We start from the raw sequence: 26,268 nt of genomic DNA, 5'->3' as shown, positions 1-26,268 counted from the left end.
TGAGATTTTCTCAAGGTCTTTTTTCTACCCTAAAGGATTTTTTATTAATGAAATTACTTCTTACCGGCGACAGTATTATTGCACGCTCTGAAAATCATTCTATTCCAGAAATTAACTTTCAATTGCAAAAACTAAATTCGTATCAGATTTACAATACAGCTATCTCGGGAATCAATTCTGGTGGTCTTGCCCTCTCTTTACCCAATTTAGTATTCAATCAGCCAAAATGCGATTATCTGATCATTTTAGTTGGCACTAATGACTTAGCAGTACACAAGCAAGTCCCGTTGCAACAATTTGAGGATAATTTAAAATTAATCGCTTCTAGCATTATTTGGCGTTATTACCCAGGAAAGGTTATCTTTGTTACCCCACCTGCAGTTGATGAAAATAAGCAAAAAGTGCGAAATAACCTCTTGGTGCAGGAATATAGCAACATAATCAAACGCGTTACAAAGGAATATAAATTTTTATTTATTGCTCTAGCAAGTAAGATGCAGGCAAGTAAAAATTTTCCAGAAATTTTCAATGGTAAAAAGAATGATGGACTCCATTTTGGCGTTAAGGGCTATGAACTACTCGCAAAATTAATTGTTCAAAAATTAAATCAAATTTCTAATTGACTTCTGCCAGATATTCGAGTAAAGTTTAGCTAATTTAATATTAAAACGTTGCTTCTAAAGAAAGGACTTTACAATGAGTTTGTGGGAAACAAAATTTGCCAAAAAAGGATTAACTTTTGATGATGTACTTTTAATTCCAGCTGAAAGTCATGTGCTGCCGAATGAAGTTAAACTAGATACTAAATTAGCGCCCAATCTTCAACTTCATATTCCACTCATTTCCGCAGGAATGGATACCGTTACTGAAGGAAACATGGCAATTGCCATGGCCGAAAATGGTGGCTTAGGGGTTATTCATAAAAACCTTTCAATCGAAGTCCAAGTTGAAGAAGTTAAAAAAGCTAAAGGTAAAACTGTAGATCCTAACTTACCTCACCCTGCAGTTGATGATCAAGGTCGCCTCTTAGCTGCAGCTGCTGTTGGCGTTACAAGTGATACTTTTGAACGTGCTGAAAGTTTACTTGAAGCTGGTGCTGACGCAATTGTTATTGATACAGCACACGGTCATTCCGCTGGCGTTTTACGCAAAATCAAAGAAATTCGTGAGCATTTTCCTAATGCTACATTGATCGCTGGAAATGTTGCTACTGGCGAAGGAACTGCTGCCCTATTTGATGCCGGAGTAGATGTTGTTAAAGTAGGAATTGGACCTGGTTCAATTTGTACTACACGTATTGTTGCTGGTGTGGGAGTTCCACAAATTACAGCTATTTATGACGCTGCTAGTGTTGCACAAAAACATGGCAAGAAAATCATTGCTGATGGTGGTATTAAATATTCTGGAGATGTAGTTAAGGCTTTAGCTGCAGGTGGAAATGCTGTAATGCTCGGTTCAATGTTCTCAGGAACTACTGAAGCTCCAGGAACAATCTTTACTAATGAAGGCAAACAATTCAAATCCTACCGCGGTATGGGTTCAGTTGGCGCTATGTCTCAACAACATGGATCATCTGACCGTTACTTCCAAGGTGGAGTTAATGAAGCAAATAAATTAGTTCCTGAAGGGGTTGAAGCCTTAGTTCCTTATAAAGGCGATGTTTCCAATATCATCTACCAAATTGATGGTGGTCTACGTGCCGGTATGGGATATGTGGGTGCAGGTACAATTGAAGAATTAATTGAAAATAGTCAATTTGTTCAAATTACTAATGCTGGTTTACGTGAATCTCATCCACACGATGTTCAAATGGCAAAAGAAGCTCCAAACTATGGCGGTAGCGACTTATAAAATTTAGATTTGTAATAAAAAAAGCACCACAAGGTGCTTTTTTCTATCTCAAAATTCCTTCAATTTTATCGGCCAGTGCAGGATAAATTGGCAACACATTTCGATGCCACTCATTTTTATTAATTCTTAGACCAATAATTGGTACAAAATAATTTATATCATTAACTGCACTCATACTTATTTCACTAACACCAACAATGTAATTGGCTTTATCATAAACGACAGTTAACAAGCCCTTCTCTTTTTGACCAGCATATAAACTACTTTGGCTTAGTTCATATTCTCTAATTTCAAAATTATCTCCATCTTCAAGAACACTATCAGGATTGATTCCGGCTTGAGCTAGTTGCGGAAAAGCAAATACTCCCGTTCCAATAGCTGGATAATTAATCGGTTGAGTAAGCTCCTTTTCAAGAGAATTAAAGAGGTATTGTGCTTGAAATTCTGCAACCGGTGTTAAGTTGGGCACATCTTGGCTTGTAACGTCTCCAATTGCATAAATATTCTTAACGTTTGTTTGAAGGTGGCGGTCTACATCAATACCTCGAGTTGAATAATCAATTTGAGCATCTGATAAATCTAGTTTTTCAATATTCGGCATCCGTCCACTCGCATTCACTACATAGTCAGTTACAATTGGACCGTCTTGATTCAATTCAACAACATATTTATCGCTTAATCGAGTAATTCGAGTTGGCTCCGTTTCAAATTCAAATTGAATGCCTCGTTGCTTCATTCTAACTACTAATTCACGACTATATTTTTGATAAAAATGGCGTAACACCCGATCTCCTCTGACTAAGATTGTTACTTGACTACCAGCAGCAGCTAAAAATGTCGCTAATTCCATTGCTACATAACCACCGCCAATAAAAGTAGTGTGTTCAGGTAATGTGCCTAAAGATAAAACATCAGAACTATCGTGTAAGAACTTCGCTCCTGGAATTGAGAGCTCATGGGGCCTTCTTCCGGTAGCAATTATAATTCTATTTCCCTGGAAATATTGTCTATTTACTTCAATTGTTTGTCGATCAACAAAATGGGCACTCCCGCTAATTACATCACTGATTTTACTAATATTTTTTCTTGTTTCATTTGGCCAGCTTGCAAATCGTGCCTTTTTGTCTTTCATTAGTTGAGCCCAATTTAATTTTCCGCCTTGAGAAATTATTCCCTCTTTTTCAAATTGTTGATTTGATAAAACTGCTTGAACTGCTCCATCTAAATATATTTTTGGTTCACAGCCAACATTCGGGCAAGTCCCACCAAACAAACCACTTTCGACGGTTAAAATAGACTTATGTTGTGTATCTAAGAGCTTAACTAATTTATAAGCGGCAGGCCCAGTTCCTAAAATTATATAATCATATTTTTTCATAACGTCGCCTCATATCTTTCTTTCATTTTCAGTTTATCAAAAAGTTACATGAGACCGCTATCATAAGTACTCGGGATTTTTATAAAAAAAACAAAAAAGACAATTATTTGCGTAATTAATAGTGTATTGTGAATAACCAAACTCCATTCATAATCTCATATATCCTACAATCATATTTACAATACACAAAAAGCAGCCTTTACAGCTGCTTTATTTTTTATCTTCAATTTTCAAAATTTGTGGCTTTTTCTTTTTAACTGATTTTACCCCGAGGATATCTAGTAAGAAGGTAAAGATCGGGACACCAACAATTAGGCCCCAGGTTCCCAAAAAGTGTTCCCCGACTAGTAAAACAACAAAGGTATAAAAGATTGGCAATTCAGTTTTACTTGACATAAACTTTGGATTCAAAATATAGGCCTCAATGGCATGAATAATCATAATCACAATAAAGATATAGATTACATACCGCAGACCCTCAACTGAATAAGCAACTAAACTTAGGGGAATTAAAGAAATAATAACTCCAGCAACTGGGATTAAGCTAAGAATAAATACCATCAATCCTAGAGCTATAATTTGCGGCATTCTCATAATAATTAAACAGATCATCGTCATCGCAGTATTACATAAAGCAATAAAAAATTGCGCTTCTAAGACAACACCAAAAGTATTAACAAACTTATTGCCAAAATATGCAACATCTTCAAATAGCCAGGATAAGTGACGACTCTGCAAAAAAGTATGAGAGAATTCAGCCATTGAATTAAGCTCAATCGTATAGAAAAAGCTCATGATCAGCGACATAAAGAACGCTATAGTTAATGTTCCAAAATTAGTTAAAGCATGAACTAGAATAGTTACACCATGTTTTGCCTGTGTTGTAATTTCACTATTGCTAATGTAATGACTTAAGTAGCGTGATACCCAGTTCATATCATCTGATTGATAGAATTTGATCAGAGAATGACTCATTTTTATAATTTGCTTAATTAAAATTGGCACATAGATCGTAATCGCAAAGTAAATAATCGCAATTACTAAGAGATAAGCAAGAACTACAATTACCTGCGCGGGTAAGCTAGGAATTTTCTTTTGAGTAAACCGAATTAAATGCACAATTAAATATGTAAAAATAAACGTTAGCAAGATGGTGTTCATCATCGAGCGAGCTGCATATAAAACGAGAATAATTAAACACAGAGTCACAAGACGATGTACAGTTGTATTTTCTTTAAATTTATCCCACGCTTGTCCCATTTAGTTCACTTGCCTCTCTATTTTTTACTTAATTATACACTTATCTTTTTCCTAAGAGCTTTGCAGTAAACTTTTAATTACCTATAAGAATGCTATAATAGCTATATATAGTGAATGAAATCGGTATCTAAATGAGAAAATTGTGGTGGCTAGCAAACATTTATTGGATAATTTTGATTATGTATGGAGGCGGTAAACTCTTTACATATGGTTTTGATACCTCTGAATTAGGTGAAACAGCTAGTTATGCCTTAATTCTCTTAGTGCTCATCTCTACTAGCGTGCTAATTATCGAATTTCAAGCCGCATGGGGTATCTGGCTTCACAATTTTGATAAAAAGAAGCATCATGATAATAAGATTTAAAAAAGAAGATGCTTCAATGTAGTGACGCCCAAATTCATGTCCAACTCCAGGGGTTAACTTCAAAAACTGCTTTTTGTTTTGCTCTCTAACTCCCATCCGCTTCGGGCAAGTCTATCCTCGACGCTCCAGGCAGCTAAAGCCGTCTTCCGTGTCGTCTCGGAATAGCCAAGCGCTACGCTTTAGAGAATTACATATATCTTTCAATTATAGTAGAACCTTTTTAATTTCTTTAAAAATTGTGTGCCAAAAATACAGATATAACAAAATACAAATGAGTAAAAGCGGAAGCTTAACCCACAGTGGCCACTGCATTGTCACATTTATAATTGAAGTATGGATATTCGTTTTGAAAATAGTAGCTAAAAGTATAGGAAGAAAAGGAATTAATCCTAATACTATTTCAAAAACTAGTAGTAGCTTTTTCATAATTCACCATCATTTGACTAGATGACCGTAACTAAAATCCAAATTATATTTATAAAAAGTAAAATTAAAGCTACCATCCCTTTAAACAATGGGCGTCTTGTTGAAGAAAACCTATTAACTAAATATTCCATACTAGCTCCAACAACAATGTTCATTAGAACCATAACCACACGAAAAGAAATATTTCCCCACGGTGACCCAAGATTTAATATGGCTAATAACACAAAAGTTGTTGTTACATCATATTTATAAAAAAGAGTTGTAACAATACCTTTTTTCATAATAGTTTCTCGTATTTTCATAAGATTTCAGTATTCCAAAAATCCTTTATGGCGGCTTCGGTATGAACTCCAAAAATCATAGTACCAAAGCTGTAATAAGCCGAATAAAGTGTAATTAGTATTAGTCCTGCAAAATTAATTAGTAATAATCCAAATATCCATTTTAAAAACTTTTTAATGGAATTCATCCCAACCACATTGAGCCCCCCACCATGCTACTGATGCCCAACCAACTCCAGGCAGTGTAAGATTTGCAAACTTTTTAACAGCCAAACTAGCAACTTTCTTAGGTGCATACTGCACAATTGCATTTACCATCATTGCTGATGCTTTCTTCCATGCATGAGATTTTAAATATCTCACAGTTGCAGGTTTAAAAATTATTTTGGCCAAATTTTTTAATTCTCCTAGGTCCATTTTATTTAATATACACTTTCCAAATCTATCAGGTGAAAAAGCATTTGTACTGTATACTCCACCTCTTGATAAACTTTTTCATAATAATTTTCTCCCAATTATTCCTATACTTAATAGCCTTGTTAAAGAAAAAAGCGCCCTACCAGACCAATTATTTTGATCTAATAGGGCGCTTATGCGCTGTACCACCTATGTTCGCTGAGCATAGCTCCAGCCTCGTTGCACGTGCGGCTCAAAAAGAGCGATACGTCGACGCTATAAAGGGCGTGCCCTGAAACTACTCAATTCGTAATTTCTGCTCAAAGGTGATTTTCAGCTAAACCTTCGTTGTTTCTTCGCACCAACCAGAAACTCTCTGTAGGACTTCAGTAAAACTTACTTTCCTTATCAAAGCTGTTGTTATTTTTTATTGAACATAATATTACAGTGATAAAAATTAAAAGTCAACAATAATTTTAATTATTTATTAGTTAAATTATAAATTTTATTATTTTAATATAATATATTGTGATACGGGAAACCTGAAAATTTTGCAATAAAAAAGGTGGTTCAACGACCACCCACAAGACGTTTTTTGACAAATATATGCGCGCTAGCAACGTAGCCTAATCAAGTTCTCTTTAAGGAATTGTACGCCTTGCTTGACGCATTTACTTTAATTGCTATTGGTTTAATATTGTACCAAGCTTCACGACTCGTTGATTCAGTCACTCGATTGATCCACGAAATTAAGCGTTAATGCTTCGTGAGCAAAACAATCAGAAGTCACTTTTCTTAAGTGGCTTTTTTCGTACTCTAAATTTGAAAAGTTTTTAATTAAAATATCTCTTTTAACCAAAAACATTAGCAGTCGCGCATTTCTCTAACAAAAATTGAAGCATCCAAATTTAAATTCACTTGCTCATATTGTTCTTTCAATTCTGGAATTTTTCTAATGTCTTCTCTAATAAATTCCTGAATTTACTCATCTTAGTTCACCCCATATTTTTAATTAAATACTTAGTACCTTTATATTAGTATTTCCATTCTTTAAAGAGATTCATTTGATCTTCTTTAGATAATGTGGTCATAGGAAAACCCCGAAATCCATGTCCGAATTCCGGGATCACTACCTTTCAAACATCTTCTTTTATTTTGCTATTGTAGCCATAAAAAATTAATAATTTGTTTCTCTACCTGTTTATTATAAGTTAATTGCCCATGTTCCGCATTCTTGCCAGTTATTGTGACTACACGATAGCTTTTAGCCATAGGAGCAACTAAGTATTCTAATGAAAGAGATGAAGCATTTTTTACAATCCCATCCGAATTTCCACCAATATTACCAATAATGTTTAAGACGTCTATTTCTTTGTTTGGATAAAGAGTTCGTAATTTTGTCATTTCACGATAGGTGGCATTCATTTTATTTGGCTTTCCTTCATTATCAACTCGAAGATTAGGAGGTTGTCTAATAGCAATTGGCAACTGCTTAAAATCAAGTCCATCAAAATGTCCACCAATTGAAACTTGCTTATTTAACCTTGGTAAATTTGGATTGTGAGCAGCTTGCAATAGATAATACATAATTGAAGTATTTCCCAGGGAATGTCCCACCATATTTATCTTTTTAATTCCATACTCATTTTGTAAAGTCTGAACTACATTTCTGGCGTAACGTCCATTTTCTTTAAAATCAAGTTGAACGTTATTTCGATAGTTTACCTCTACAATTGGATTAACAGCGTTATTTGGAATAGTACCAATCAGTTTAACCTTTCCATTGGCATCTACATCGGCCCTAATGACAGAATTAGTCACTCCAGCTTCTTGAGCAGCTTTTACCATATTCTCTTCTCCATGATAATTACTTAGTCCACCATGGAAAAACAATGTTGGAATTACATTGAGATTGTTTTTCGGCGTTTCACTTTTTTCAACATAGTATTTATGTGCTGCATCAGCTCTATTAGGTTTGTTTTGAAAACTGCATCCAGTTAAAACTAACGCTAGTAGAGCAATTAAGGAGACTAGTTTAATTTTCACTCTTATCTCATCCTCCATTTTCGCAACTTAAAATTTACCAAATAATTATTATGAATTTCTATAATTTATCCTAAACTATGCTTAATTCTTAACTGAAAAGCAAATCATAGATTGCTTGATTTAACGGATGCTTGAGAATCAGATTCATTCCAACTGTACTCTTTTGCTTTAAACCTATTTTTTCTTCTTTAACAGAATCCTTTTGGATATCGGCAGTACCTAAGTAATAAAATTCCTTTCCTGCTGCATCGCTTTGCTTAACAAATAGGTGTAATTTCATATCTTTTGTATTAAGCAGCCGTTTTACCTCATCTGAATCAATGTGACGCGGCGTACGGGTATACCAGCGTAAACTATGCCCATTTTCTAAAGTATTATGATAGCGGGCATTTCTCTTCTTCTTTGAATCTTTTTGGTAAGTGATAAAAATTGGCGTTTCTTTTTCCCCAACCCGATAACCATACATTGGTGCTGAAACATCCTTAGGCCAGTTTAATAGGCGACAAACGTCTTTACGATCGTATTGCTTATACAAAGTAAATTGTTGATCAGAATTATATTCTTTTGAAAGCGCCAAGCCTGTTTTTATGACATCGCTAAATAGGTCTTTAAATTCCTGATTAGCACTTAAGGCCTGTGAAAGTTGACTTGAGAATAAATAGTTCTTTCCTATTTTTTCAACTAAGGGAACATTGCCATACTGCTCTTTTTTCGTTGTTTTTCCTTGTTTCACGTCAAAAAATTCTAAGGATAAAACTTTCTCAACTGACTCTAGTACAGCATCATTTACGTAACAATTTTTTCCTTTAAGTAATTCCAGATAGGATGCTTCACTTACCTTTTCTTTAATTAAACAACTTTCTAAGAGTAATAATTCATGCGGTCTTTTACCAAATAGCAACTCCTTCGTTACAAAAGATAAAACAGAACTTTGATAATCTGTTAGCTCGACTTTTTCTCCCATTTTCTTTAAAAAATCGCCATAGTGGACTAAAAGGTGATTTTTGGCAAAAACAGTTGGAGCGGTTGTTCCATATTGATAGAAGTCATATAAAAGAGGCGCGCGACCCAGTTTTGCCTTTAAATCTTCATAGGACTTTTTCAGCTCCCGCATGCTATCTAGTTTTATTTTTTCAAGTGAATCTAAAATCCTTTGTGAAGCTACCTCAGTAAAGTTAATTGTTGAAACATCGATAACTTGCGGTAATTTACTTTCTCTAACAACTTGGTCTTTGTCACGGCTCTTATCACCATTTAAGGCAATTGGGATTAGATAATTATTCTTATAATTACCCAGGAAATCAATTACAGTTACATAGTCTTTTCCCGGAAATTTACGCAGCCCACGCCCTAGTTGTTGAATAAAAATAATACTCGATTGGGTATTTCGGAGCATCACAATTTGGTTTAGGGACGGAATATCGATTCCTTCGTTAAATAGATCTACGGTAAATATATATTCTAATTCACCATTTTCTAACTTCTTAGTTACTTCTACTCGTTTCTTCTGACTATCTTCATTAGTAAGAGCTTGTGCTGGGTGTCCAGCTTGCGTAAATAATTCTGCTAACTTTCGTGCTTCTTCTTGCCGACTACAAAATACTAAGCCTTTAGCTTTTTTACCGCAATAGCCATAGTAATCAAGCTGCTTAAGGACATAATCAACTCGTTTTTCAGCAACTAAGTCTTTTAATTTACTAGTTTCAGTAATTATCTCATCGCCTACCGTATAATCTTCTACTCCCACATAATGAAACGGTGTTAACATCTGCTCATTCAAGGCATCCTTTAGCCTAATTTCATAAGCTAAGTGATAATCAAATACTTCATAGATGTTTTGCTTATCCATTCTTTCTGGCGTAGCGGTCATTCCTAGTAAAAATTTAGGCGTAAAGTGTTCTAAAATTTTTTGATAAGTTGGAGCAGCTACTCGGTGAGCTTCATCAATTAAAATATAATCGAATTCTTTTGGATCTAATTCTGCTAAAACTTTGTCCTGACTTAAAGTTTGAATAGTTCCAAAAAGATACTTTTTATTAAAATCATGCTTATTTCCAGTTAATAAACCATAGTCCTCACGACTTCCGCCAATTACCTTATAAAAACTCTCTAAAGATTTTTTAGCAATTTGTTCTCGATGTACCAGATAAAGAAACTTTTTAGGTTGATATTCTCGAACTGCAAATGCTCCCAAATATGTTTTTCCAGTCCCAGTGGCAGAAACGACCAGGGCTCTTTTTGCATCCTCATTTACTAGAGCAGTTAAATTATTTAAAGCAGCTTTTTGCATCTTATTAGGTAAAATATCTTTTTGTCGATCACTTACCAAATGTATAGCAGTCTTTTTGACAGGCTGCCAATTTTTCTCGTATTCTCTAATCCAGGAATTGGTAAGCGGAATGCTAGTAGTCAATGTAATTTGAATTTGATTATTAAGTTCTTGAACTAATTGGCCATTTTCATGAGATGTTACTTTTAATCCCCACTCGCAATTTTTCAATAAAGCTGATCTAGTAAAATTTGCGCTCCCAATTAAAATAGTTTGATAATCTTCATAATTAAAAATATATCCCTTAGCGTGAAAACCAGCTTCTTCACTTAGCCGAACTTTCAGGTTCGGTATTTTCATTAATTCCTTGAAAACTTTCGGACTATTAAAGCCAAGATAAGTACCTGTAATTAACGTACCGCTAATTCCTTTTTTAGCTAATTCCGACATCACTAATTTAAATGGAACAAGCATATTTTCAGAAATAAATGCAACTGCCCAAGTAAAAGAAGTAGCTGACAGTAATTCTTGCCGCAAAGTAAACCAGATCTTGTTCTCCGTATCATTACTTACGAACTGGGGACTCAAGAATTCATTGCCATTATTTTTATCTTTATTGTATAAACCATTCAAAATTGCTTCTTTTAAAACGTTATCCACAGTCTTCACTTCCCATCTAAATTAAAAAAGAAGACCTAAACGATCTTCTTCACTTATCCACAAGTGGATAATTATAAATTGATTTCTAGCATAATTGGACAATGATCTTTACGATCTCCGGTATCGATCATTTCTGATTTAGTTACCTGATCAGCAATTCTATCAGAAACAATGTAATAGTCAATTCTCCAGCCTGAGTTATTGTCTTTACTAGTTCTTACTCTTTGAGCCCACCATGAGTAAACACCTTCTACATTCCCATGGACCTTTCTAAAGGTATCAGTAAAGCCAAGCTTCAATAATTTATCAAAGCCTTGACGCTCTTCATCAGTAAAGCCAGCGTTATGGTGGTTATTTTCTGGGTGTTTCAAATCAATTGGAGTATGGGCAACATTATAGTCACCACTCGCAATTACTGGTTTACTTTTATCTAATTTTTGTAAATATTCTGTATACTTTTCATCCCAAATTTGACGATCTTCTAATCGCTTCAATTCATTACCAGAATTAGGAGTATAGACTTGAGTAACATAATAATTATCGAATTCTAAGGTTAAAATTCGTCCCTCATAATCCATTGTATCCGGTGCGCCAATAGCTGGCTTAGTTACTTCAGGCGTTAAAGTATTTTTATATAAAAACATCGTCCCTGCATAGCCTTTTCTTGCTGGCTCTTCAGAAGAACGCCAGACATAGTCATAGTTAGGAAACATCTCTGCAAGAACTTCTTGGTGCTTCTTCGTTGGACCTGTAGAACGTAATTTAGTTTCTTGAATAGCAATAATATCGGCATCTTTTTCTTTTATTGTATTTAAAACGCTACGCGTAAGTTGGGCACGCGGTGAATCACTAGTTAAAGCGGCATTAAGGGAGTCAATATTCCATGAAATTAAACGCATTGTTATCTCTTTTCTTACCTAGATTTTTATATCACATCCATTATACTATGAAAATTTAAAAGGCCGCCCATAGAAAAAAGCAGTCGACTAAGACTGCTCTTTTGAGAGAGAATTTTTAAATTGTGTTAAATATGATTTATGAATGAGCTTTTGACCCAAATAGCATTGTCATAATCCATGAAACTAAGATAACTAAAATAATAGCTCCTAGTAACGATGGAACAATTGCCATTCCCGCTACTTGCGGACCCCAGGCACCCAGCAAAGCCTCGCCTAGAGATGAGCCTACTAGCCCAGCAATAATATTTGCAATCCAGTTCATTGAGCCGCCTTTATGAGTAATGGCTCCTGCAATCAACCCGATTACGCCTCCGACAATCAAAACCCAAATCCAGTGAAGCATGGGGATCGCCTCCTATTTCTAAAATATACAATAAGTAGATTATTCTAAGTCTTCTTTTACTTCAGTAGCCTTAGATTTCACCTTTCCTTTAGCTTGTTGAGCCTTTCCTTCAACCTCACGAGCTTTATCACCAGTGATTTTTCCTTCTACTTCTTTAAGTTTACCTGCTACTTTGTCTTTAATTCCATGTTTATCTTCCATCATAGTTAGGCTTCCTTTCCTAAAAATACATAAAAGATTGATTTAGCTAGCTATTTTTAATCTTTATATGACTTATGATTGATTAACTTAATCATAACAAGAGCTAATCAATAAAGATATTCTACTGCCTACAGCTCTGCAAGCTTAACATTTCCTTAATAACTTGTTATGTATATTAATTAAAAATTAATATTTTCTATACACATATTGTAACCATATAATTCATCACTAGGCGTTAAATCTACTTATACTTCCTCTTTATGATATATTTAGTCTAAAAATTTGAGAGTACGAGGTTATTTTATGCTTACTATGTACAATAATCAGGGGCAGTTAATATCACATGACCTTTTATCAGCTAAACTTATAATTTTAGTTCAACCTACTGCTGCTGAATTAAACCATCTAGAAAAAACAATAAATTGTGATACGCATATTTTCACTAAGCAAACTTCTGCAACTGAAGTATCTCACTTTAATGCTCTTCCCGACTGTAAATTAAAGGGTGCACATATTTTTGTATCCTTTAATTTGGACCCTAAACAAAGTGAAATTGAAGACTCCCTTTACCCAACAATTGCCATATTTAATTCTCAACATTTAATACTAATTTTACAAAAATCACCGACACCTATTTTTCAGGATAAAACTTCAATTACTAAACTTTCAGTTGAAGTGCTTCTAATTAAACAATTGCTATATCAAAATTATCAATTTAACAAGGAATTAGACAACATAAAACAAGCTATTGATGAGCTAGATCATGCAGCACGTACTAGCACAAAAACTCAATCCTTAAAACAAGCAACTGATTTAATGAAAACGCTGGTTTACTTTAATCACACAATGAACGACCAAACTACATCCATCAATTCCCTCACAAAGTTTTTTAAGGAACAGCATCTTGCTGACTCAATCCTAATCATTGATCTAATTCTTTCACAACAGCAAATAACTAAGCAAATCAAAGTTTATCGAGATCTTTTAGAATCAATTAATGGATTATTTTCAGCAATGATGGATAATCACTTAAATAACCTAATGAAGTATCTTGACTCAGTTGCACTTATTATCTCAATCCCTGCATTAATTAGTAGTATTTGGGGAATGAACGTAGGTGGATTGCCAGGCAAAGAAAATAAGTTCGGATTTTTATGGGTATTATTATTTGGACTTGCTTTAGCTATTATTTCATCATTCTTTTTACGGAGGAAAAATTATCTAAAATAATTCGCCGATTGTAAAATTAAGTTGAACACTTTGTAAAAAATAAAAGTCCATCTGGACCTGTTTGATAGAATGTAGTTACCACACAACATTTAAAAACGAGGTCACAAATGGACTCTTTACATTCTACCATGAATCAACACGTTAAAGGCAAGCACTTGTCATTTGAAGAACGAGTTATTATTCAAACTCGCTTAAAAGACGGCTACTCTATCAGAGCAATTGCTCGAGAACTTGGCTGCTCTCCTTCTACGATCAGCTATGAGGTCAAACGTGGCACTGTTTCTCTCTATCATGGCAAGCAGCAGCGCTATAAGGCTGATCATGGTCAAAGCGTTTATCAGGTTAATCGTCGCCACTGCGGTCGCAAATCGGACTTCTTGAAGAAAGCAGACTTTATTAGCTACGTTATTAAGCATTTCTTTGAGGACGGCTGGTCGCTTGACGTTTGTGCCAATCGCAGCTTAGCTATCGGTGAATTCTCGCATCATCAAACAGTCTGTACCAGAACCTTGTATAACTACGTAGATCAAGGACTGATGACAATCAAAAACTATGATTTGCCTGAAAAGCTTAAACGCAATACCAAGCTCCATCATGTTCGCAAAAACAAGAAAAAGCTGGGACGAAGCATCGAAGAGCGGCCTAAAGAGATTGACCAGCGTAATGAATTTGGTCATTGGGAATGCGATCTTGTTTTAGGGCATAAGACCAAGGACGATCAGGTTCTATTAACGCTTTCTGAGCGCATGAGCCGTGAATTCTTGATTATTCGCATACCTGACAAGACATTTGCCAGTGTCATGCGAGCTTTTAAAGTGCTTCAGAAACAATACAGCGAGCACTGGAATGACATCTTCAAGACGATTACTACTGACAATGGTTCAGAGTTTGCGGATCTAGCTAATTTAGAGGAGGTTTCTAAGACTCTTGTTTATTATGCTCATCCAATACTTCTTGTGATAAGGGAACTGTGGAAAGGCACAATGGCCTTATTCGCAGATTCATTCCTAAAGGAGAGTACATCAATAACTATTCTCTCCAACAGATCATTGATATTGAAACCTGGTGCAATTCATTACCAAGAAAGATCCTGGCATACCACACACCAGATGAAATCTTCGAAAGAGAATTAGATCAAATCTATCAAGCAGCCTAAGTGTTCAATTTATTATTGCAATTTACGATAGAATTTTTTTGACAAGTATCCCTAAGATAATGATATGCAATTAACTCTTCATAAAAAGTAAGCATTTCACGATAAAGAAATAACTCGGGAACTACTTTGATTTGATTTACTAAATTAATAATTTCATTTGTTTTATCATACTTTTTCTCTTTAATGGCTTGCCCCAATACGTTTAATACAATTGCAAATAGTATCTCTTCTTGCCTCTCTATCGGTTTTCTTTCTAATACCTTATTTATCAGTCTTATTATTTGGAGATTACCATCAAAATTATATAAATTTATAAAATTAGCATAAAGAGACAGCTTATGTGTATTATATTCTGGCATCATAAATATCTTTTCTTTTAATTTAGTTCTCAACTTTTCATCAAAAGTTTCTGGATCATCTTTTTCTAATTCTATAAATCCGTCAATTATTAATAGAGCCTCCTCTTTTAATTCTGGATTCAAATCTAACTTTTTCACCTTTTCCCTGATTTTTCTTATTTGATCTATTGCCTGCTCCGAATAACTAGCTTTAGTTATTTCTTCCATGAGTTTATTAATTTTATCAATCTGCCATTGATTTGGATCAATTTCTAATTTTTCAAAAAATTCTTTAACTGGAATTCCATTATGATTTAAAATTTCCAACAAATCATCTGCGGTAATTCGATGTATCTCCTTTTCAACTTTTGAATAATATGACTGACTAACAATTCCAGCAATAAATTCTCTTTGAGTTTTACCTTGTTTTATTCGATAGTCTTTAAGCAATTCGCCAATAGTCATCTTTTACACCTCAAAATAATTCGAATACGAATTTTATTAAAATAATATTAATTCTTTGTTAGACTTAATTCAACAATTAAATTTAAAGGAGTAATTAATTATGAATACTTTTAGAATTCGTGGTGGCTTAGGTGATTCTGCTGTAGCAAATACCAATGTTAAACTTCAAGACAACTTATACTTAGCTACTAATTCACAGTGGCTTGAAAAAGCAAAAATTCCAGCCGATCGTCCACTTATGGACAGTTTCGTAGAATTAGACACTAAAATTAGAAAACAACTTCTGAAGGATTTTGATAACTTCGCTTTTAATAAGAAGAAGTTGCCGGACTTAGATAATTTGGACAAAGCTATCACTTTGTATAAGCTAACTTTAGATTTTGATAAGAGAAATGCTGATAGTGCTCAACCAATCAAACCTGATCTCCAAAAGCTGCTTTCTTTATCTAGATTCTCTGATTTTAACCAAAATTTAGCTCAATTAATTAAAGATGCTTTTTCCTTACCCCTCTATTTTTATGTAGATGCGGATATGAAAAATACTTCTCAAAATTCTTTGTATTTTGCCTCACCAAATTCATTTTTACCAGATGCCTCCGCTTATAAGGATCCTTCTTCTGAAGAATTATTGAACACTTTCGAAAAGCAATCGGCTAAGCTCTTAACTCTAGCCGGTCTTAGTTCTGAAGACAGTAAACAAATTGCCACTAATGCAGTTCGATTTGATAAAAAATTAGCCAAACATAAAAAATCTCAAGAAGAAATAAATGATTTTGCTAGCATGTATAATGCTTATTCAACTCAACAATTTGCTTCTTCTTTCGAATTTTTAGATATAGAGCAGCTTTTAAATAGCCTTTTCTCTAAAGTACCTGAAAAAATTATTGTTATCGAACCAGATTATTTAAAGCACATTAATGAACTTGTTAATCCCGAAAACTTCGAAGAACTTAAAAGCTGGATATTAGTAAAATTTGTCAATAGTTCCGCTGATTATCTTTCGGAAGAATTTCAAAAGGCTGCTTTTCCCTACAAGCAGGCTGTAGAGGGTGTTAGAGAATTACCTTCTACAGAAAAACAAGCTTACAGGGTTGCTAACAGAGTCTTTGCGGAAGTCATTGGTATTTATTACGCCCAATCATATTTTGGCTCAACCGCAAAAGCTAATGTTGAGCAAATGATTAATAAAATGCTTGAAACTTATAAGCAAAGATTGCAAGATAACAGCTGGCTTAGTGAATCTACTAAAAATGAAGCACTAAAAAAACTCGATCATATAACCCTAAAAATTGGCTATCCCGATAAAATTAGTGACGTGTATAATGACATTCAAGTTTCAACAAATAAATCATTATATGAAAATATATCTGCTGCTAATAAGACATGGGTACAGTATAGTTTTAATGAATTATATAAACCAGTTGACCGGACTCTTTGGGGACCAGGTGCTCCAGCAAATTTAATCAATGCTTTCTATGATCCAACAAAAAATGATATTACTTTCCCCGCTGCAATTCTGCAAAAGCCGTTTTATAGTTCAGATAATACCTTGAGTGAAAATCTAGGTGGTATTGGTGCAGTAATTGCTCATGAAATTACCCACGCTTTTGATCCCAACGGGTCTAAATTTGACGAATTTGGTAATATTCGTAACTGGTGGAGTGAAGAAGATTACAACAAATTTACTGAACTTTCACAAGCTGAAATAGAATTATTTGATGGTATTATTTGTGGTGGTCTTAAGACTAATGGCAAGTTAACCGTTGGGGAGAATGTAGCCGACTTAGGTGGATTAACTGTTGCTGTAGAAACCGCAAAAAAAGAAAATGGTAATCTACAAGAGGTATTTCAAGCATGGGCTAAAATTTGGCGTGGTAAGATGATGCCCCAATTTAGAAAATCAGTCATTGCCTATGATTCTCATGCCCCAAGTGAACTCAGATCAAATGTACCTGCTCAGTGCATTGATGATTTCTATCAAACTTTTAATATCCAGCCAGCCAACGGAATGTGGCTTGATCCCGAAAAGAGGGTTCATATTTGGTAAGAAAAGTAAATTTTACTGGAAATTTTTGGTTAGGACAAAAAGCAAGGAAGATTTAGCTAAAAATTATATTTAAATAGAAATTACGTATTGAGTAGTTTCAGATCTCACTCTTTATCACATCAACGTACCTCTTTTTTGAGCTGCACATACACTTAGACTGGTCATTTAGGAATACAGGTGATTCAGTGCAAAAGAGCCCTACTAGATCAAAATCATTGATCTAGTAGGGCTCTTTTGCCATCTATTATTTGTTTTCTTTTCTTCTTTCGGCATACAATAAACCTAACAACGTATACATGAAAGAAGTCACAATTATGAAGCCTGCTAAAGATTTTCTTAGACGCCCCTTTACTACCCGAGTGCCACAGATTTTAATTCAGAGCATCATTATTGGATTAATTATAGGAATGATAGTCAGTATTTTTCGATTTGTTATCGATAAAAGCATGCATTTTTTATACTTTCTCTATCCCTACATGGCATCCCATCCCCAATGGATCGGTCTATATACAATTTTTACTTTTTTTATTTGTATCCTTGTGAGCAAAATTATTAAACCATATTTACTAGACCTATCGGGATCAGGTATTCCTCAAGTAGAAGCAACATTAATGGGAGAACACGAAGTTAAATGGTTTCCCGTTTTATGGCGAAAATTCGTAGGTGGTCTCTTAGTAAGCTCAATGGGACTTTTTCTTGGTCGCGAAGGTCCATGTATTCAAATGGGTGCTTTAGTAGGTCAAGGTTTTGCAGAAAATATTTTTGAATGTAGTGAAGAAGATAGACGTTTGCTTCAATGCGCGGGAATTGCGGCCGGCCTTAGTGCCGCCGTCTCAGCTCCACTTGCAGGTGTTTTTTTCCTTGTTGAAGTTATTACCCATTCTTTTAACCCTAAAGAATGCATCAGCGCTTTAGGGGCTGCTGCTTCAGCTGACTTAGTTACTATTATATTTTTTGGAACGCGTCCCTGTCTTTATCTTCCCATTGCTAAAAAATTGCCCGTTCACTCCTACTGGTCATTAATTACTATCGGAATTGTAGCCGGGCTAATGGCATATGGATATCAACGTTCTCTTTTAAATACTAAATGGCTTTTTAGCAAGATAAAAATTATTCCCATACAATATCACAGTATTGTTCCACTTCTATTAGTTATTCCTATTGGACTTGCCTTTCCTCATGTTTTGGGTGGATCACATTACTTGATCGATTCACTCTTTCACAATCCTTTAATTATCCAAGAAGAAAAACTAGGGCAACTTTCCTGGATTCTAATTCCAGTTGTCTTCTTTCTACTAAGATTAATCTTTTCTATGATTTCTTATTGTAGTTCTATTCCTGGTGGTACTTTTATGCCGATTTTAGTTTTAGGGGCTTTAATGGGGACGATTTTTGCGACTATATTTATTCACTTAGGCCTAATTCCTACTGACAACTATACTAATATCATTGTTGTCTCTATGGCAGCCTACCTCGGAGCAATTTTGCGCGCCCCATTTACCGCAATTATTTTGTTGACAGAAATGATCGGAACAGTAGAACAAGTTTTGCCAATGATTATGAGTGTCTTTATTGCCTATCTAATTCTAGCTCTCTTAGGTGGAGAACCAATCTACACGGTCCTACGCAAGCAAATGGGATTCAAGTAGTTACTTTAACTACATTTCTATTAGCACCAAAAAAGGAAGTTCATTAATCAGAACTTCCTTTTCTTATAAAATATATTTATGAATTGCAATAGCTAGAGTATCGTCGACTTAATAAAAAATATAAATATTAACAATCCTAATCGTGACTTCTACTAGAGCTATTTCACACTTTTAATATAGCACCTTTTCATAAATAATGAAAGCGTTTTACTGCAAAAATTATTTAGCTTGATCTACCAAAATCGTGCAGCAATTTATCCTAAATATGGATACTGGGCATGACTTGGTACCTCATTCCACAGAACTGTATGACCTGCGCCATGGGAGCAGAAGACGGAGTTAGGAGTATTGTTAATGTCAGATAGTGGATCATAAGCCATTTCTTCAATAATAGCAGCACTATCTTTACATTCTCGATAACCCAAGAATAAACATTCTAGTTGTCCAGTACCATGCGTGTAGTTTCTAACTTCAGTAGCATAATCCTGCATCTGCGCTACCGGTGCTTGACCGCTAATCGTAGTGACGTTCCCACTACTTTCTCCGAGTTCAAATTTTCCACCCATTCTCTCAATATCATTAATCGCCCGACCAACTTGATCCTGATTAATTCTTAGAGTGAATTGGTACCAAGGTTCAAGTAAATAAACTTGTTTTCTAGCCTTTAGCTCCATTAATCCTTGCCGCACTGCACGATAAGTTGCCTCACGAAAATCTCCGCCAACTGTATGAACATTGCTTCCCCGGCCTCCAACTAGAGTAATTTCAAGATCTGTAATGGGCGACTCAGTTAAGACACCTAAGTGTTCTTTATTAGATAAACTCTCCATCACTTGATCTTGCCATTTTTTAGGCAAAACTTCTAAACTACAATTATTTTTGAAAACTAAGCCGCTTCCGTTTTTACCAGGAGTGAGTAACAAGTGAACTTCTGCATAGTGTCTCAAAGGTTCAAAGTGACCAACCCCTTCAACTGAAGCTTTAATACTTTCTTGGTAAAGGATCTTGCCCTGAGTAAATTCAACTTCTAAATTAAAGCGATCGCGTAATAGTTGCTGGAGAATCTCTAATTGAATCTTTCCCAAAACATCAATACTTATCTCTTGTGTCTGCTTGTTCCACTTAACATGTAGTTGAGGGTTCTCATCTTCAAGCTGTTTTAATGCCTGCAAACAAGCATTTGTGTTAGCTGAGTCAACTTTTACTGCATAAGTTAAAACCGGCTGAACAGTAAAATTAGTCTGATCATTTTCAAAGCCTAATCCTTGTCCGGGATAAGTACTTTTCAAGCCGCTGACAGCAATAATTTCGCTAGCTTCTGCCTGCGGAATGACTTGATACTTAGTGCCGTTATAGCGACGAATTTCATTCACCTTTTCGTCAGGAAATATCTCGGTCTTGGCTTTTAAACTACCACCGGTAACTTTTAACCAAGTTAAGCGTTCGCCTTTTTCATCATAAGAAACCTTGAAAATTCTAGCTCCAAAGTCATTTGTATACTTTTTTCCATCAGTCCACTTATCTAAGCCCGCTAGAAATTCGTCTATTCCAATTAATTTTAAAGCTGCACCAAAATATACTGGAAAAATTTTTCTTTGATTGATTAATTTTTTGACTGCACTATCTTCTATTTTTCCAAGTTCTAGATATTGATCTAAGGTTGTTTCATCTGCAGTAGCTACTTTTTCATAAAAATCTGCATCTTGATTACCAAACTCAATAAAATTGTCATCCAGCTCATTAAGTTGCTTAAGAATATTCTCCTTATCAGCCTTCAAGGTATCCATTTTATTAACAAAGATAAAAACTGGAATTTGATGCTTTTTTAGTAAGCTCCAAAGAGTGCGGGTGTATCCAGTTACCCCTTCACTGGCTGATACAACTAAGATGGCATAATCTAAAACACTTAACGTCTCTTCCATTTCTTGAGCGAAATCAATATGGCCCGGCGTATCTAAAATTTGTAATTCACTATTACCGGTTTGAATACGCGCAATATGGGAAAAAATCGTAATTCCGCGCTTCTTTTCTAAATCATCACTATCTAAATATGCAGTTCCTTTATCAACTGCACCTAATTTTCTCAATGTGCCACTTTTGTAGAGCATGCCTTCTGACAAGGTAGTTTTTCCAGCATCTACATGGGCTAAAATTCCTGTTGTTAGTTTTTTCATTTTTCTAGTTTTCTAAATGTAATCGTAGTAAATTTGTGGTAATTTCTTTTTATTATAGCTTATTAATGTAATTGAAATTATTATCATCCTATAGCATGATAGAATAAGCGGTAAATAAAATTATTATTAAAAAATTAAATTTGAGGTATACAGAATGACAATTGGTGAAGCATTGCTAAATCTTAGAAAACAACTAGGATTAACTCAAACAGAAATGGCTACAAATGTAGTCTCAACCTCTTTTTATTCAAAAGTTGAAAGAAATATTCACGATATTGGGACTAACGATCTCCTTCAAATTCTTAATAAACATCAAATAAACGCTACCTATTTTTTTGAAAATCTAAATGATAAAGAAAATATCTCAGAAGATATTATGGATAAAATTTCTGTAGCTTTTGAGCAAAAAAGCAGAGATAAATTATTAAAAATAAAACAGGAGATAGATTTACTTCCTAATAATCGCCAAACTGAGTATTATAAATTGCAATTGCAGCTTACTTTAGAGGTCTATCTTCCTAAAGCTAAAGAAATTCCAATTGAATTAAAAAATAAACTGAAACAATACATTCTCGTCAACAACAATTGGAATATTCATTCCCTTCAAATTTTTAGAGAAACAATGCGTATCTACGATATAGATGAGCTGAACTTTTTAGTAGGTACTATCTTAGCGAAATATTCTAATCCAAATATTCTACAAAGTTCTTTGCAAGAATGTATTGGCGCAATCTGTATTAATTACCTAGATAATTGCTATGAGAAAAACTCCACAAAGTTAATCCAAGAGGTATTATCATATATCTCAACCATTAATAGCAAAGGGCCCGTCCTATTTATAAAGTTACTTGGAAAATATTATGCGTCTGTTTTTCAAAAGGATCCTGCTACTTGTCAGGAAATAACCAACGTTTTAAAGCTTGCAGGATATAGTGACTTTGTAAGTATGTTACCGAAAATATAGTATATTCATCTCTTTTATATCTTAATGATCCTATCAAATTTCTGTTTGTTTTCATCATGTAGCTGGTGGCTAACAAAAATAACCGTAATATCTGGCTGACTCAAAAAGATATTTTCAACATTCAGAGCACTTTTCTTATCTAAACTGCTTGTACTTTCATCTAATAAAAATAGCTTTCTATTTCTTAGTAAGCCACGAGCTAAAGCTAATCTCTGCTTCTGTCCTCCAGACATTTTTGTGCCATTTTCGCCAACTTTTGTATTTAATCCTGCTGGTAACTCTTTAACATAATCAAGCAAATTAGCTTTTCTTAAGGCATCGAATATTTCTTGATCGCTAAAGTGCTCTCCTAATTCTAAGTTATAACGAATTGTCCCGTTAAATAAATATGGAATCTGATCCACATAAATCAATGTTTCTCTAATGGCATCATAACTGAGAGTTTTTTCATCTTGATTATTAATTTTAACTGACCCCTGATAATTTTTTATTTGACCTGAAATTATTTTTAAAAGTGTACTTTTACCACTACGAGAATCGCCATCAAGAGCAATCTTTTGATTTTTACTTATATGTAAATTTAATGGTTGCTTAAAAACTGGTTTATCTCCAAAAGAAATTTGTAGATTCTCAATATCTAAACATTGAAAATCATTATTTTCAAGTGTTCTACCAGTTTGTTTAGGCTTATTTTTATCATCAAGATGATATTTTTCAAAAATTGGTGTCAATGCAGTCATTTCTGCCCACATTGGTGCAATCGCAGCTAATGAATTAAAAACATTGTAGGACAAATTTCCTGAAGATCCGATTACACCAATGGAAATACTTTTTTGCAGAGCTAGAAAACCAGTCCAAGCTTCAATACCAGTTTGTCCTAAAATATTTGAAAAACCAGCAATATTATTAGCTACTGCTTGATATTTCGCTTGTCGTACTTTCTTACCAATTAAGGTCATCGTGGCACCAGTAATTCTATTTTCAAGTTGTCTCTCAACGCCAAAAATAGAATATGTTGCAAAACCCCTTAAGCCATCATTAATAGTACTAAGTAAATTTTCATTAGCTTGAGTAGTTGATAAACTCGCACTAGCTAATCTATCATGAACAATTTGTGGTAAAAAAACTGTTAAAAATGAGACTAGTAAAATTAAAGGAATAAATGTCCAAGAAAATTGTAGTAAGGCAATAATTGAAAATAATGGGTCGGTAATGACTTGAATGGATTGTAAAATATTATAAAAGCCATTATTTTCGATTGTATTCATATCATTAGTTAACCAGGAAGCATATACTCCTGTATCTTTTTCCTGGTATTTCATAATTGGCTTATTAGCAATTTGGCGAACAATATCCTTTCTTAAATCCAAGCATAAAAATTCAATTGTTTTAGCTGTTTGAATTTGAAGTAAAATTAGAAAAATAGATAGGATTGCAAATACTCCAATATCAACCATTACCCAGTTAAAAAAGTTATGCAGCTGTAATTTGATCAAAGAATTTAGAATATTTACATTGATTAAAGCATGAGTAACTCGTAAAGCTGAAGTAATAATTGTTAGGATAATTACGATACCAACCTTTACTGGTTCTTTTTTTAAATATCTCAATAAGTATTTCATTTTCTTCACCTCTATCATCATTTTTAGATAAAAAGGTTAAAATGTTCTTAGTTTATCGTATTTGAACGCAACTTTCGTTAACGAAAATTATCCTAAATATTCTTAATAAAAACTTATCTATACTTTCTCCTTAATTCGTAATATGATTAATATCAAAATATAATTGATTTTTATAAGAAGGTTCGAAATATGTTTTCACTTTTATTAGCCTTATTAATTATTTGGCTGTTCTGGAAACTAGGAATTGGCATTTTGAAGATCGTTGGTTTCTTAATCGTGATCGGACTGCTATTTGCCTTCGTTTCTTATCTAGTATTGCCCCTTCTGGCTTTAGTTGCCTTAGGCGGCTTATTAGGACTAGTATTTTCACATTAACAATGGGTCAGCTCTCGGGCTGACCTTTTTTGTACTGATAGCATTTTCTTTGACTTTACTATCCATATTATTTTAGACTGAAAGAAAACAGCTTAATATATTTAATTCGAGGTAATCTATATGCCGATAAAAATTATTACAGATTCAACTGCGAATATCACAGCTGATCAAATCGATGGAATTGATCATGTTACTGTTCCTTTATCACTTCACGTTGATAGCAAGCTTTGGCTCGATACGCCTGATATTGATCTAGATAAATTTCTCTACACCTTAAAGCATACTAAAAACAAATCAACTTCTGCCTGTCCAAATGTAAATGACTGGCTTAAGGCCTTTGAAGGTAGCGACGAAATCTTTGTCATTACTTTAACTAGCGCACTCTCTGGTAGTTATAATTCAGCTACCCAAGCTGCTAAAATTTATCATGAAAAGAATCCAAAAGCTAAAATTTTAGTCTTTGATTCTCGTTCAGCTGGTCCACAATTAAGACTACTTGCAGAAAAGATTGCTAGTTTGGCAAGTGCTGGAAAATCTTTTGAAGAGATTGTTAAAGCAACAGAAGAATATCAACATCACCTTGATTTAATGTTTGCGTTGCAGGATTTAACCAATCTAGGTAACAATGGACGGATTACTCCAGCTGTCGCTAAAATTGCTGGTTTGTTAAAGCTTTTCGTTATCGGAACTGCCAACAATAAAGGCGAATTTGAACTTTTGGGTAAGGCACGCGGGGCTAAGAAGGCTAGAAGAAAACTATTAGATGATATGGTTAAAGCTGGCTATCGCGGAGGCCGCGTTCAAATTGACCATGTGCAAAATGAGGGCTCTGCTTTAAGCATGAAAGAAATTATCTTAGATAACTTCCCAGATGCTAAAGTTACTATCGGCGAATGTGGCGCACTTTGCAGCTTCTATGCTGAAGAAGGCGGCTTAATGGTTGGTTTTGAAAAAGAATAAATAGTAACACAAAAGGAGTGCTTAAGCACTCCTTTTAATATGTCTTCTTAAAATCGTTTTGCATTAATTTAACAAATTCTGGATATGTTTCAACCTCAAATAAGGGATGAAGTCCAATATTATCCTTACGGTGACGGTGATTATACCAAATACTGTCAAAGCCATATTTTTCAGCACCTAAGATATCTGACTGCAATCCATCCCCAAAGAATAAAGTCTCATTTGGCCCAATCTCTGTGCGGCTAAAGAAATAATCAAAAGCATGCGGATTTGGCTTAGAATAATGAGCTTCTTCAGACGTTACAATCAAATCAAAGTAGTCTTTGATACCTGCTAATTCTAAGCGATGGCGCTGCATGAACTTTTCACCATTACTTAAGACTGTTAACTTATAGCCTTGTTTTTTGGCAAATTTCAGCGTATCTTCCACACCTGGTAGCAATTGATGAGCTTCACCAAAGTAAGAGCGATATTCATTCATCCATTCATTTCCATCTACTTCTAGACCGAAATGTTCCTTAATAAAGTCATGAAATGTCATCTCGCTTAATTCTTCATAAGTAATTTCACCCAATTCAAGCTTGCGCCAAAGTCCTTGATTGTACGTATGGTATTGTTTCTGCAAGTCAGATGAGAGAGGCAGCTTATGTGATTTAAACAATGCATGCAGGGATGAATCTTCCGTAGCAGCAAAGTCAATTAAAGTATCATCAACGTCAAAAATTAATTGTTTATATTTCATGAGCAACCCTTCTTCGATTTAATTTAGTATTTCGATTATAACAAAAGTTGAGAAATTTTAATTTTATCCTATCTGTATTCAAAGTAATAAGATAAGATGGATATATATTTA

At 34.3% G+C, this 26,268-nt stretch carries 22 protein-coding genes, 1 pseudogene and 1 other annotated feature; of the genes and pseudogenes, 10 read left to right on the top strand and 13 right to left on the bottom strand.

Features of this window, described 5'->3' with window-relative positions:
- The first annotated feature begins 47 nt into the window (after window positions 1-47).
- Both H0I41_RS00295 and guaB read left to right on the top strand, forming a co-directional pair.
- Window positions 48-623: an SGNH/GDSL hydrolase family protein gene (locus tag H0I41_RS00295; RefSeq protein WP_011161284.1), complete on the top strand. Its 576-nt coding sequence runs from the start codon at window positions 48-50 to the stop codon at window positions 621-623.
- A 73-nt stretch (window positions 624-696) separates the two neighbouring features.
- Complete coding sequence (gene guaB / locus H0I41_RS00290; RefSeq protein WP_135014522.1) at window positions 697-1,851, top strand: IMP dehydrogenase; 1,155 nt, start codon at window positions 697-699, stop codon at window positions 1,849-1,851.
- Between the two features lie 43 nt (window positions 1,852-1,894).
- Here the strand turns inward: guaB and H0I41_RS00285 are convergent, their stop codons facing one another.
- Together H0I41_RS00285 and H0I41_RS00280 are read right to left on the bottom strand one after the other, a co-directional pair.
- Complete coding sequence (locus H0I41_RS00285; protein ID WP_135014521.1) at window positions 1,895-3,229, bottom strand: dihydrolipoyl dehydrogenase family protein; 1,335 nt, start codon at window positions 3,227-3,229, stop codon at window positions 1,895-1,897.
- Window positions 3,230-3,439: 210 nt separating this feature from the next.
- A complete protein-coding gene (locus tag H0I41_RS00280) occupies window positions 3,440-4,489 on the bottom strand; it encodes an AI-2E family transporter (protein ID WP_053106866.1) in 1,050 nt (349 codons plus the stop codon).
- A 131-nt stretch (window positions 4,490-4,620) separates the two neighbouring features.
- On the opposite strand from H0I41_RS00280, the gene H0I41_RS00275 reads away from it, so the two are divergent.
- Window positions 4,621-4,854: a DUF3923 family protein gene (locus H0I41_RS00275; RefSeq protein ID WP_004898384.1), complete on the top strand. Its 234-nt coding sequence runs from the start codon at window positions 4,621-4,623 to the stop codon at window positions 4,852-4,854.
- Between the two features lie 443 nt (window positions 4,855-5,297).
- On the opposite strand, the gene H0I41_RS00270 is transcribed toward H0I41_RS00275, so the two are convergent.
- The 7 genes from H0I41_RS00270 to H0I41_RS00240 all read right to left on the bottom strand — a co-directional run bounded on the left by H0I41_RS00270 (window position 5,298) and on the right by H0I41_RS00240 (window position 12,435).
- A complete protein-coding gene (locus tag H0I41_RS00270) occupies window positions 5,298-5,561 on the bottom strand; it encodes a hypothetical protein (protein WP_135014519.1) in 264 nt (87 codons plus the stop codon).
- Between the two features lie 174 nt (window positions 5,562-5,735).
- Window positions 5,736-5,954 carry a hypothetical protein gene (locus H0I41_RS00265; RefSeq protein WP_135014517.1) on the bottom strand — a complete coding sequence of 73 codons (219 nt, stop codon included), beginning with the start codon at window positions 5,952-5,954 and terminating at the stop codon, window positions 5,736-5,738.
- Window positions 5,955-6,140: 186 nt separating this feature from the next.
- Window positions 6,141-6,378: a binding site (T-box leader), on the bottom strand.
- 737 nt (window positions 6,379-7,115) lie between these two features.
- A complete protein-coding gene (locus tag H0I41_RS00260; RefSeq protein ID WP_041818404.1) occupies window positions 7,116-8,003 on the bottom strand; it encodes an alpha/beta hydrolase in 888 nt (295 codons plus the stop codon).
- Between the two features lie 88 nt (window positions 8,004-8,091).
- On the bottom strand, window positions 8,092-10,941 hold the full coding sequence (locus H0I41_RS00255) for a DUF3427 domain-containing protein (protein ID WP_135014516.1): 2,850 nt from the start codon (window positions 10,939-10,941) through the stop codon (window positions 8,092-8,094).
- A 62-nt stretch (window positions 10,942-11,003) separates the two neighbouring features.
- Window positions 11,004-11,831, bottom strand: coding sequence for an exodeoxyribonuclease III (locus tag H0I41_RS00250; protein ID WP_061400913.1), 828 nt, complete (start codon window positions 11,829-11,831; stop codon window positions 11,004-11,006).
- A 136-nt stretch (window positions 11,832-11,967) separates the two neighbouring features.
- Window positions 11,968-12,234 (bottom strand): GlsB/YeaQ/YmgE family stress response membrane protein, encoded by a 267-nt coding sequence (locus H0I41_RS00245; protein ID WP_004898354.1) that lies wholly within the window; start codon window positions 12,232-12,234, stop codon window positions 11,968-11,970.
- Between the two features lie 39 nt (window positions 12,235-12,273).
- The gene (locus tag H0I41_RS00240) at window positions 12,274-12,435 is read right to left on the bottom strand and encodes a CsbD family protein (protein WP_004898353.1); all 162 of its coding nucleotides are present in this window, start codon (window positions 12,433-12,435) and stop codon (window positions 12,274-12,276) included.
- Window positions 12,436-12,738: 303 nt separating this feature from the next.
- On the opposite strand from H0I41_RS00240, the gene H0I41_RS00235 reads away from it, so the two are divergent.
- Both H0I41_RS00235 and H0I41_RS00230 read left to right on the top strand, forming a co-directional pair.
- On the top strand, window positions 12,739-13,665 hold the full coding sequence (locus H0I41_RS00235; RefSeq protein ID WP_135014515.1) for a magnesium transporter CorA family protein: 927 nt from the start codon (window positions 12,739-12,741) through the stop codon (window positions 13,663-13,665).
- 107 nt (window positions 13,666-13,772) lie between these two features.
- Window positions 13,773-14,821, top strand: a pseudogene (locus tag H0I41_RS00230) (IS30 family transposase).
- On the opposite strand, the gene H0I41_RS00225 reads toward H0I41_RS00230, so the two are convergent.
- Window positions 14,818-15,624 carry a helix-turn-helix domain-containing protein gene (locus H0I41_RS00225; RefSeq protein ID WP_135014514.1) on the bottom strand — a complete coding sequence of 269 codons (807 nt, stop codon included), beginning with the start codon at window positions 15,622-15,624 and terminating at the stop codon, window positions 14,818-14,820. The pseudogene H0I41_RS00230 and the gene H0I41_RS00225 sit on opposite strands and share 4 nt — an antisense overlap.
- A 100-nt stretch (window positions 15,625-15,724) precedes the next feature.
- Here H0I41_RS00225 and H0I41_RS00220 point away from each other — a divergent pair, with 100 nt between their 5' ends.
- Both H0I41_RS00220 and H0I41_RS00215 read left to right on the top strand, forming a co-directional pair.
- Window positions 15,725-17,671: a M13 family metallopeptidase gene (locus H0I41_RS00220; RefSeq protein WP_135014513.1), complete on the top strand. Its 1,947-nt coding sequence runs from the start codon at window positions 15,725-15,727 to the stop codon at window positions 17,669-17,671.
- A gap of 314 nt (window positions 17,672-17,985) precedes the next feature.
- On the top strand, window positions 17,986-19,320 hold the full coding sequence (locus H0I41_RS00215; protein WP_011161271.1) for a ClC family H(+)/Cl(-) exchange transporter: 1,335 nt from the start codon (window positions 17,986-17,988) through the stop codon (window positions 19,318-19,320).
- A 254-nt stretch (window positions 19,321-19,574) separates the two neighbouring features.
- Here the strand turns inward: H0I41_RS00215 and H0I41_RS00210 are convergent, their stop codons facing one another.
- Window positions 19,575-21,494, bottom strand: a complete 1,920-nt coding sequence (locus tag H0I41_RS00210) for an elongation factor G (protein ID WP_011161270.1) — start codon at window positions 21,492-21,494, stop codon at window positions 19,575-19,577.
- A gap of 154 nt (window positions 21,495-21,648) precedes the next feature.
- Between H0I41_RS00210 and H0I41_RS00205 the strand changes: the two genes are divergently transcribed.
- A complete protein-coding gene (locus H0I41_RS00205) occupies window positions 21,649-22,458 on the top strand; it encodes a helix-turn-helix domain-containing protein (protein WP_086874540.1) in 810 nt (269 codons plus the stop codon).
- A 14-nt stretch (window positions 22,459-22,472) separates the two neighbouring features.
- On the opposite strand, the gene H0I41_RS00200 is transcribed toward H0I41_RS00205, so the two are convergent.
- A complete protein-coding gene (locus H0I41_RS00200; protein WP_135014512.1) occupies window positions 22,473-24,080 on the bottom strand; it encodes an ABC transporter ATP-binding protein in 1,608 nt (535 codons plus the stop codon).
- A 189-nt stretch (window positions 24,081-24,269) separates the two neighbouring features.
- Between H0I41_RS00200 and H0I41_RS00195 the strand changes: the two genes are divergently transcribed.
- Both H0I41_RS00195 and H0I41_RS00190 read left to right on the top strand, forming a co-directional pair.
- Entirely contained in the window at window positions 24,270-24,455 is a 186-nt protein-coding gene (locus H0I41_RS00195) for a hypothetical protein (RefSeq protein WP_004896308.1), read from the top strand.
- Between the two features lie 120 nt (window positions 24,456-24,575).
- Entirely contained in the window at window positions 24,576-25,415 is an 840-nt protein-coding gene (locus H0I41_RS00190) for a DegV family protein (RefSeq protein ID WP_011161267.1), read from the top strand.
- 34 nt (window positions 25,416-25,449) lie between these two features.
- Here the strand turns inward: H0I41_RS00190 and H0I41_RS00185 are convergent, their stop codons facing one another.
- Entirely contained in the window at window positions 25,450-26,157 is a 708-nt protein-coding gene (locus tag H0I41_RS00185; protein ID WP_011161266.1) for a YjjG family noncanonical pyrimidine nucleotidase, read from the bottom strand.
- Window positions 26,158-26,268: the final 111 nt, after the last annotated feature.

It is taken from the genome of Lactobacillus johnsonii (assembly GCF_014058685.1).
GTDB lineage: Bacteria > Bacillota > Bacilli > Lactobacillales > Lactobacillaceae > Lactobacillus.
The sequence above is the reverse complement of the archived record's forward strand: the minus strand, read 5'-3'. Positions and strand labels throughout refer to the sequence as shown.

Bases quoted from the DNA above. Each gene is read 5' to 3' on its own strand.
- H0I41_RS00190 (WP_011161267.1), top strand. From the start codon at position 24,576: ATGCCGATAAAAATTATTACAGATTCAACTGCGAATATCACAGCTGAT.
- H0I41_RS00245 (WP_004898354.1), bottom strand. From the start codon at position 12,234: ATGCTTCACTGGATTTGGGTTTTGATTGTCGGAGGCGTAATCGGGTTG.
- H0I41_RS00285 (WP_135014521.1), bottom strand. From the start codon at position 3,229: ATGAAAAAATATGATTATATAATTTTAGGAACTGGGCCTGCCGCTTAT.
- H0I41_RS00295 (WP_011161284.1), top strand. From the start codon at position 48: ATGAAATTACTTCTTACCGGCGACAGTATTATTGCACGCTCTGAAAAT.
- H0I41_RS00275 (WP_004898384.1), top strand. From the start codon at position 4,621: ATGAGAAAATTGTGGTGGCTAGCAAACATTTATTGGATAATTTTGATT.
- H0I41_RS00215 (WP_011161271.1), top strand. From the start codon at position 17,986: ATGAAGCCTGCTAAAGATTTTCTTAGACGCCCCTTTACTACCCGAGTG.
- H0I41_RS00225 (WP_135014514.1), bottom strand. From the start codon at position 15,624: ATGACTATTGGCGAATTGCTTAAAGACTATCGAATAAAACAAGGTAAA.
- H0I41_RS00240 (WP_004898353.1), bottom strand. From the start codon at position 12,435: ATGGAAGATAAACATGGAATTAAAGACAAAGTAGCAGGTAAACTTAAA.
- guaB (WP_135014522.1), top strand. From the start codon at position 697: ATGAGTTTGTGGGAAACAAAATTTGCCAAAAAAGGATTAACTTTTGAT.
- H0I41_RS00270 (WP_135014519.1), bottom strand. From the start codon at position 5,561: ATGAAAAAAGGTATTGTTACAACTCTTTTTTATAAATATGATGTAACA.
- H0I41_RS00250 (WP_061400913.1), bottom strand. From the start codon at position 11,831: ATGCGTTTAATTTCATGGAATATTGACTCCCTTAATGCCGCTTTAACT.
- H0I41_RS00235 (WP_135014515.1), top strand. From the start codon at position 12,739: ATGCTTACTATGTACAATAATCAGGGGCAGTTAATATCACATGACCTT.
- H0I41_RS00220 (WP_135014513.1), top strand. From the start codon at position 15,725: ATGAATACTTTTAGAATTCGTGGTGGCTTAGGTGATTCTGCTGTAGCA.
- H0I41_RS00195 (WP_004896308.1), top strand. From the start codon at position 24,270: ATGTTTTCACTTTTATTAGCCTTATTAATTATTTGGCTGTTCTGGAAA.
- H0I41_RS00200 (WP_135014512.1), bottom strand. From the start codon at position 24,080: ATGAAATACTTATTGAGATATTTAAAAAAAGAACCAGTAAAGGTTGGT.
- H0I41_RS00185 (WP_011161266.1), bottom strand. From the start codon at position 26,157: ATGAAATATAAACAATTAATTTTTGACGTTGATGATACTTTAATTGAC.
- H0I41_RS00280 (WP_053106866.1), bottom strand. From the start codon at position 4,489: ATGGGACAAGCGTGGGATAAATTTAAAGAAAATACAACTGTACATCGT.
- H0I41_RS00210 (WP_011161270.1), bottom strand. From the start codon at position 21,494: ATGAAAAAACTAACAACAGGAATTTTAGCCCATGTAGATGCTGGAAAA.
- H0I41_RS00205 (WP_086874540.1), top strand. From the start codon at position 21,649: ATGACAATTGGTGAAGCATTGCTAAATCTTAGAAAACAACTAGGATTA.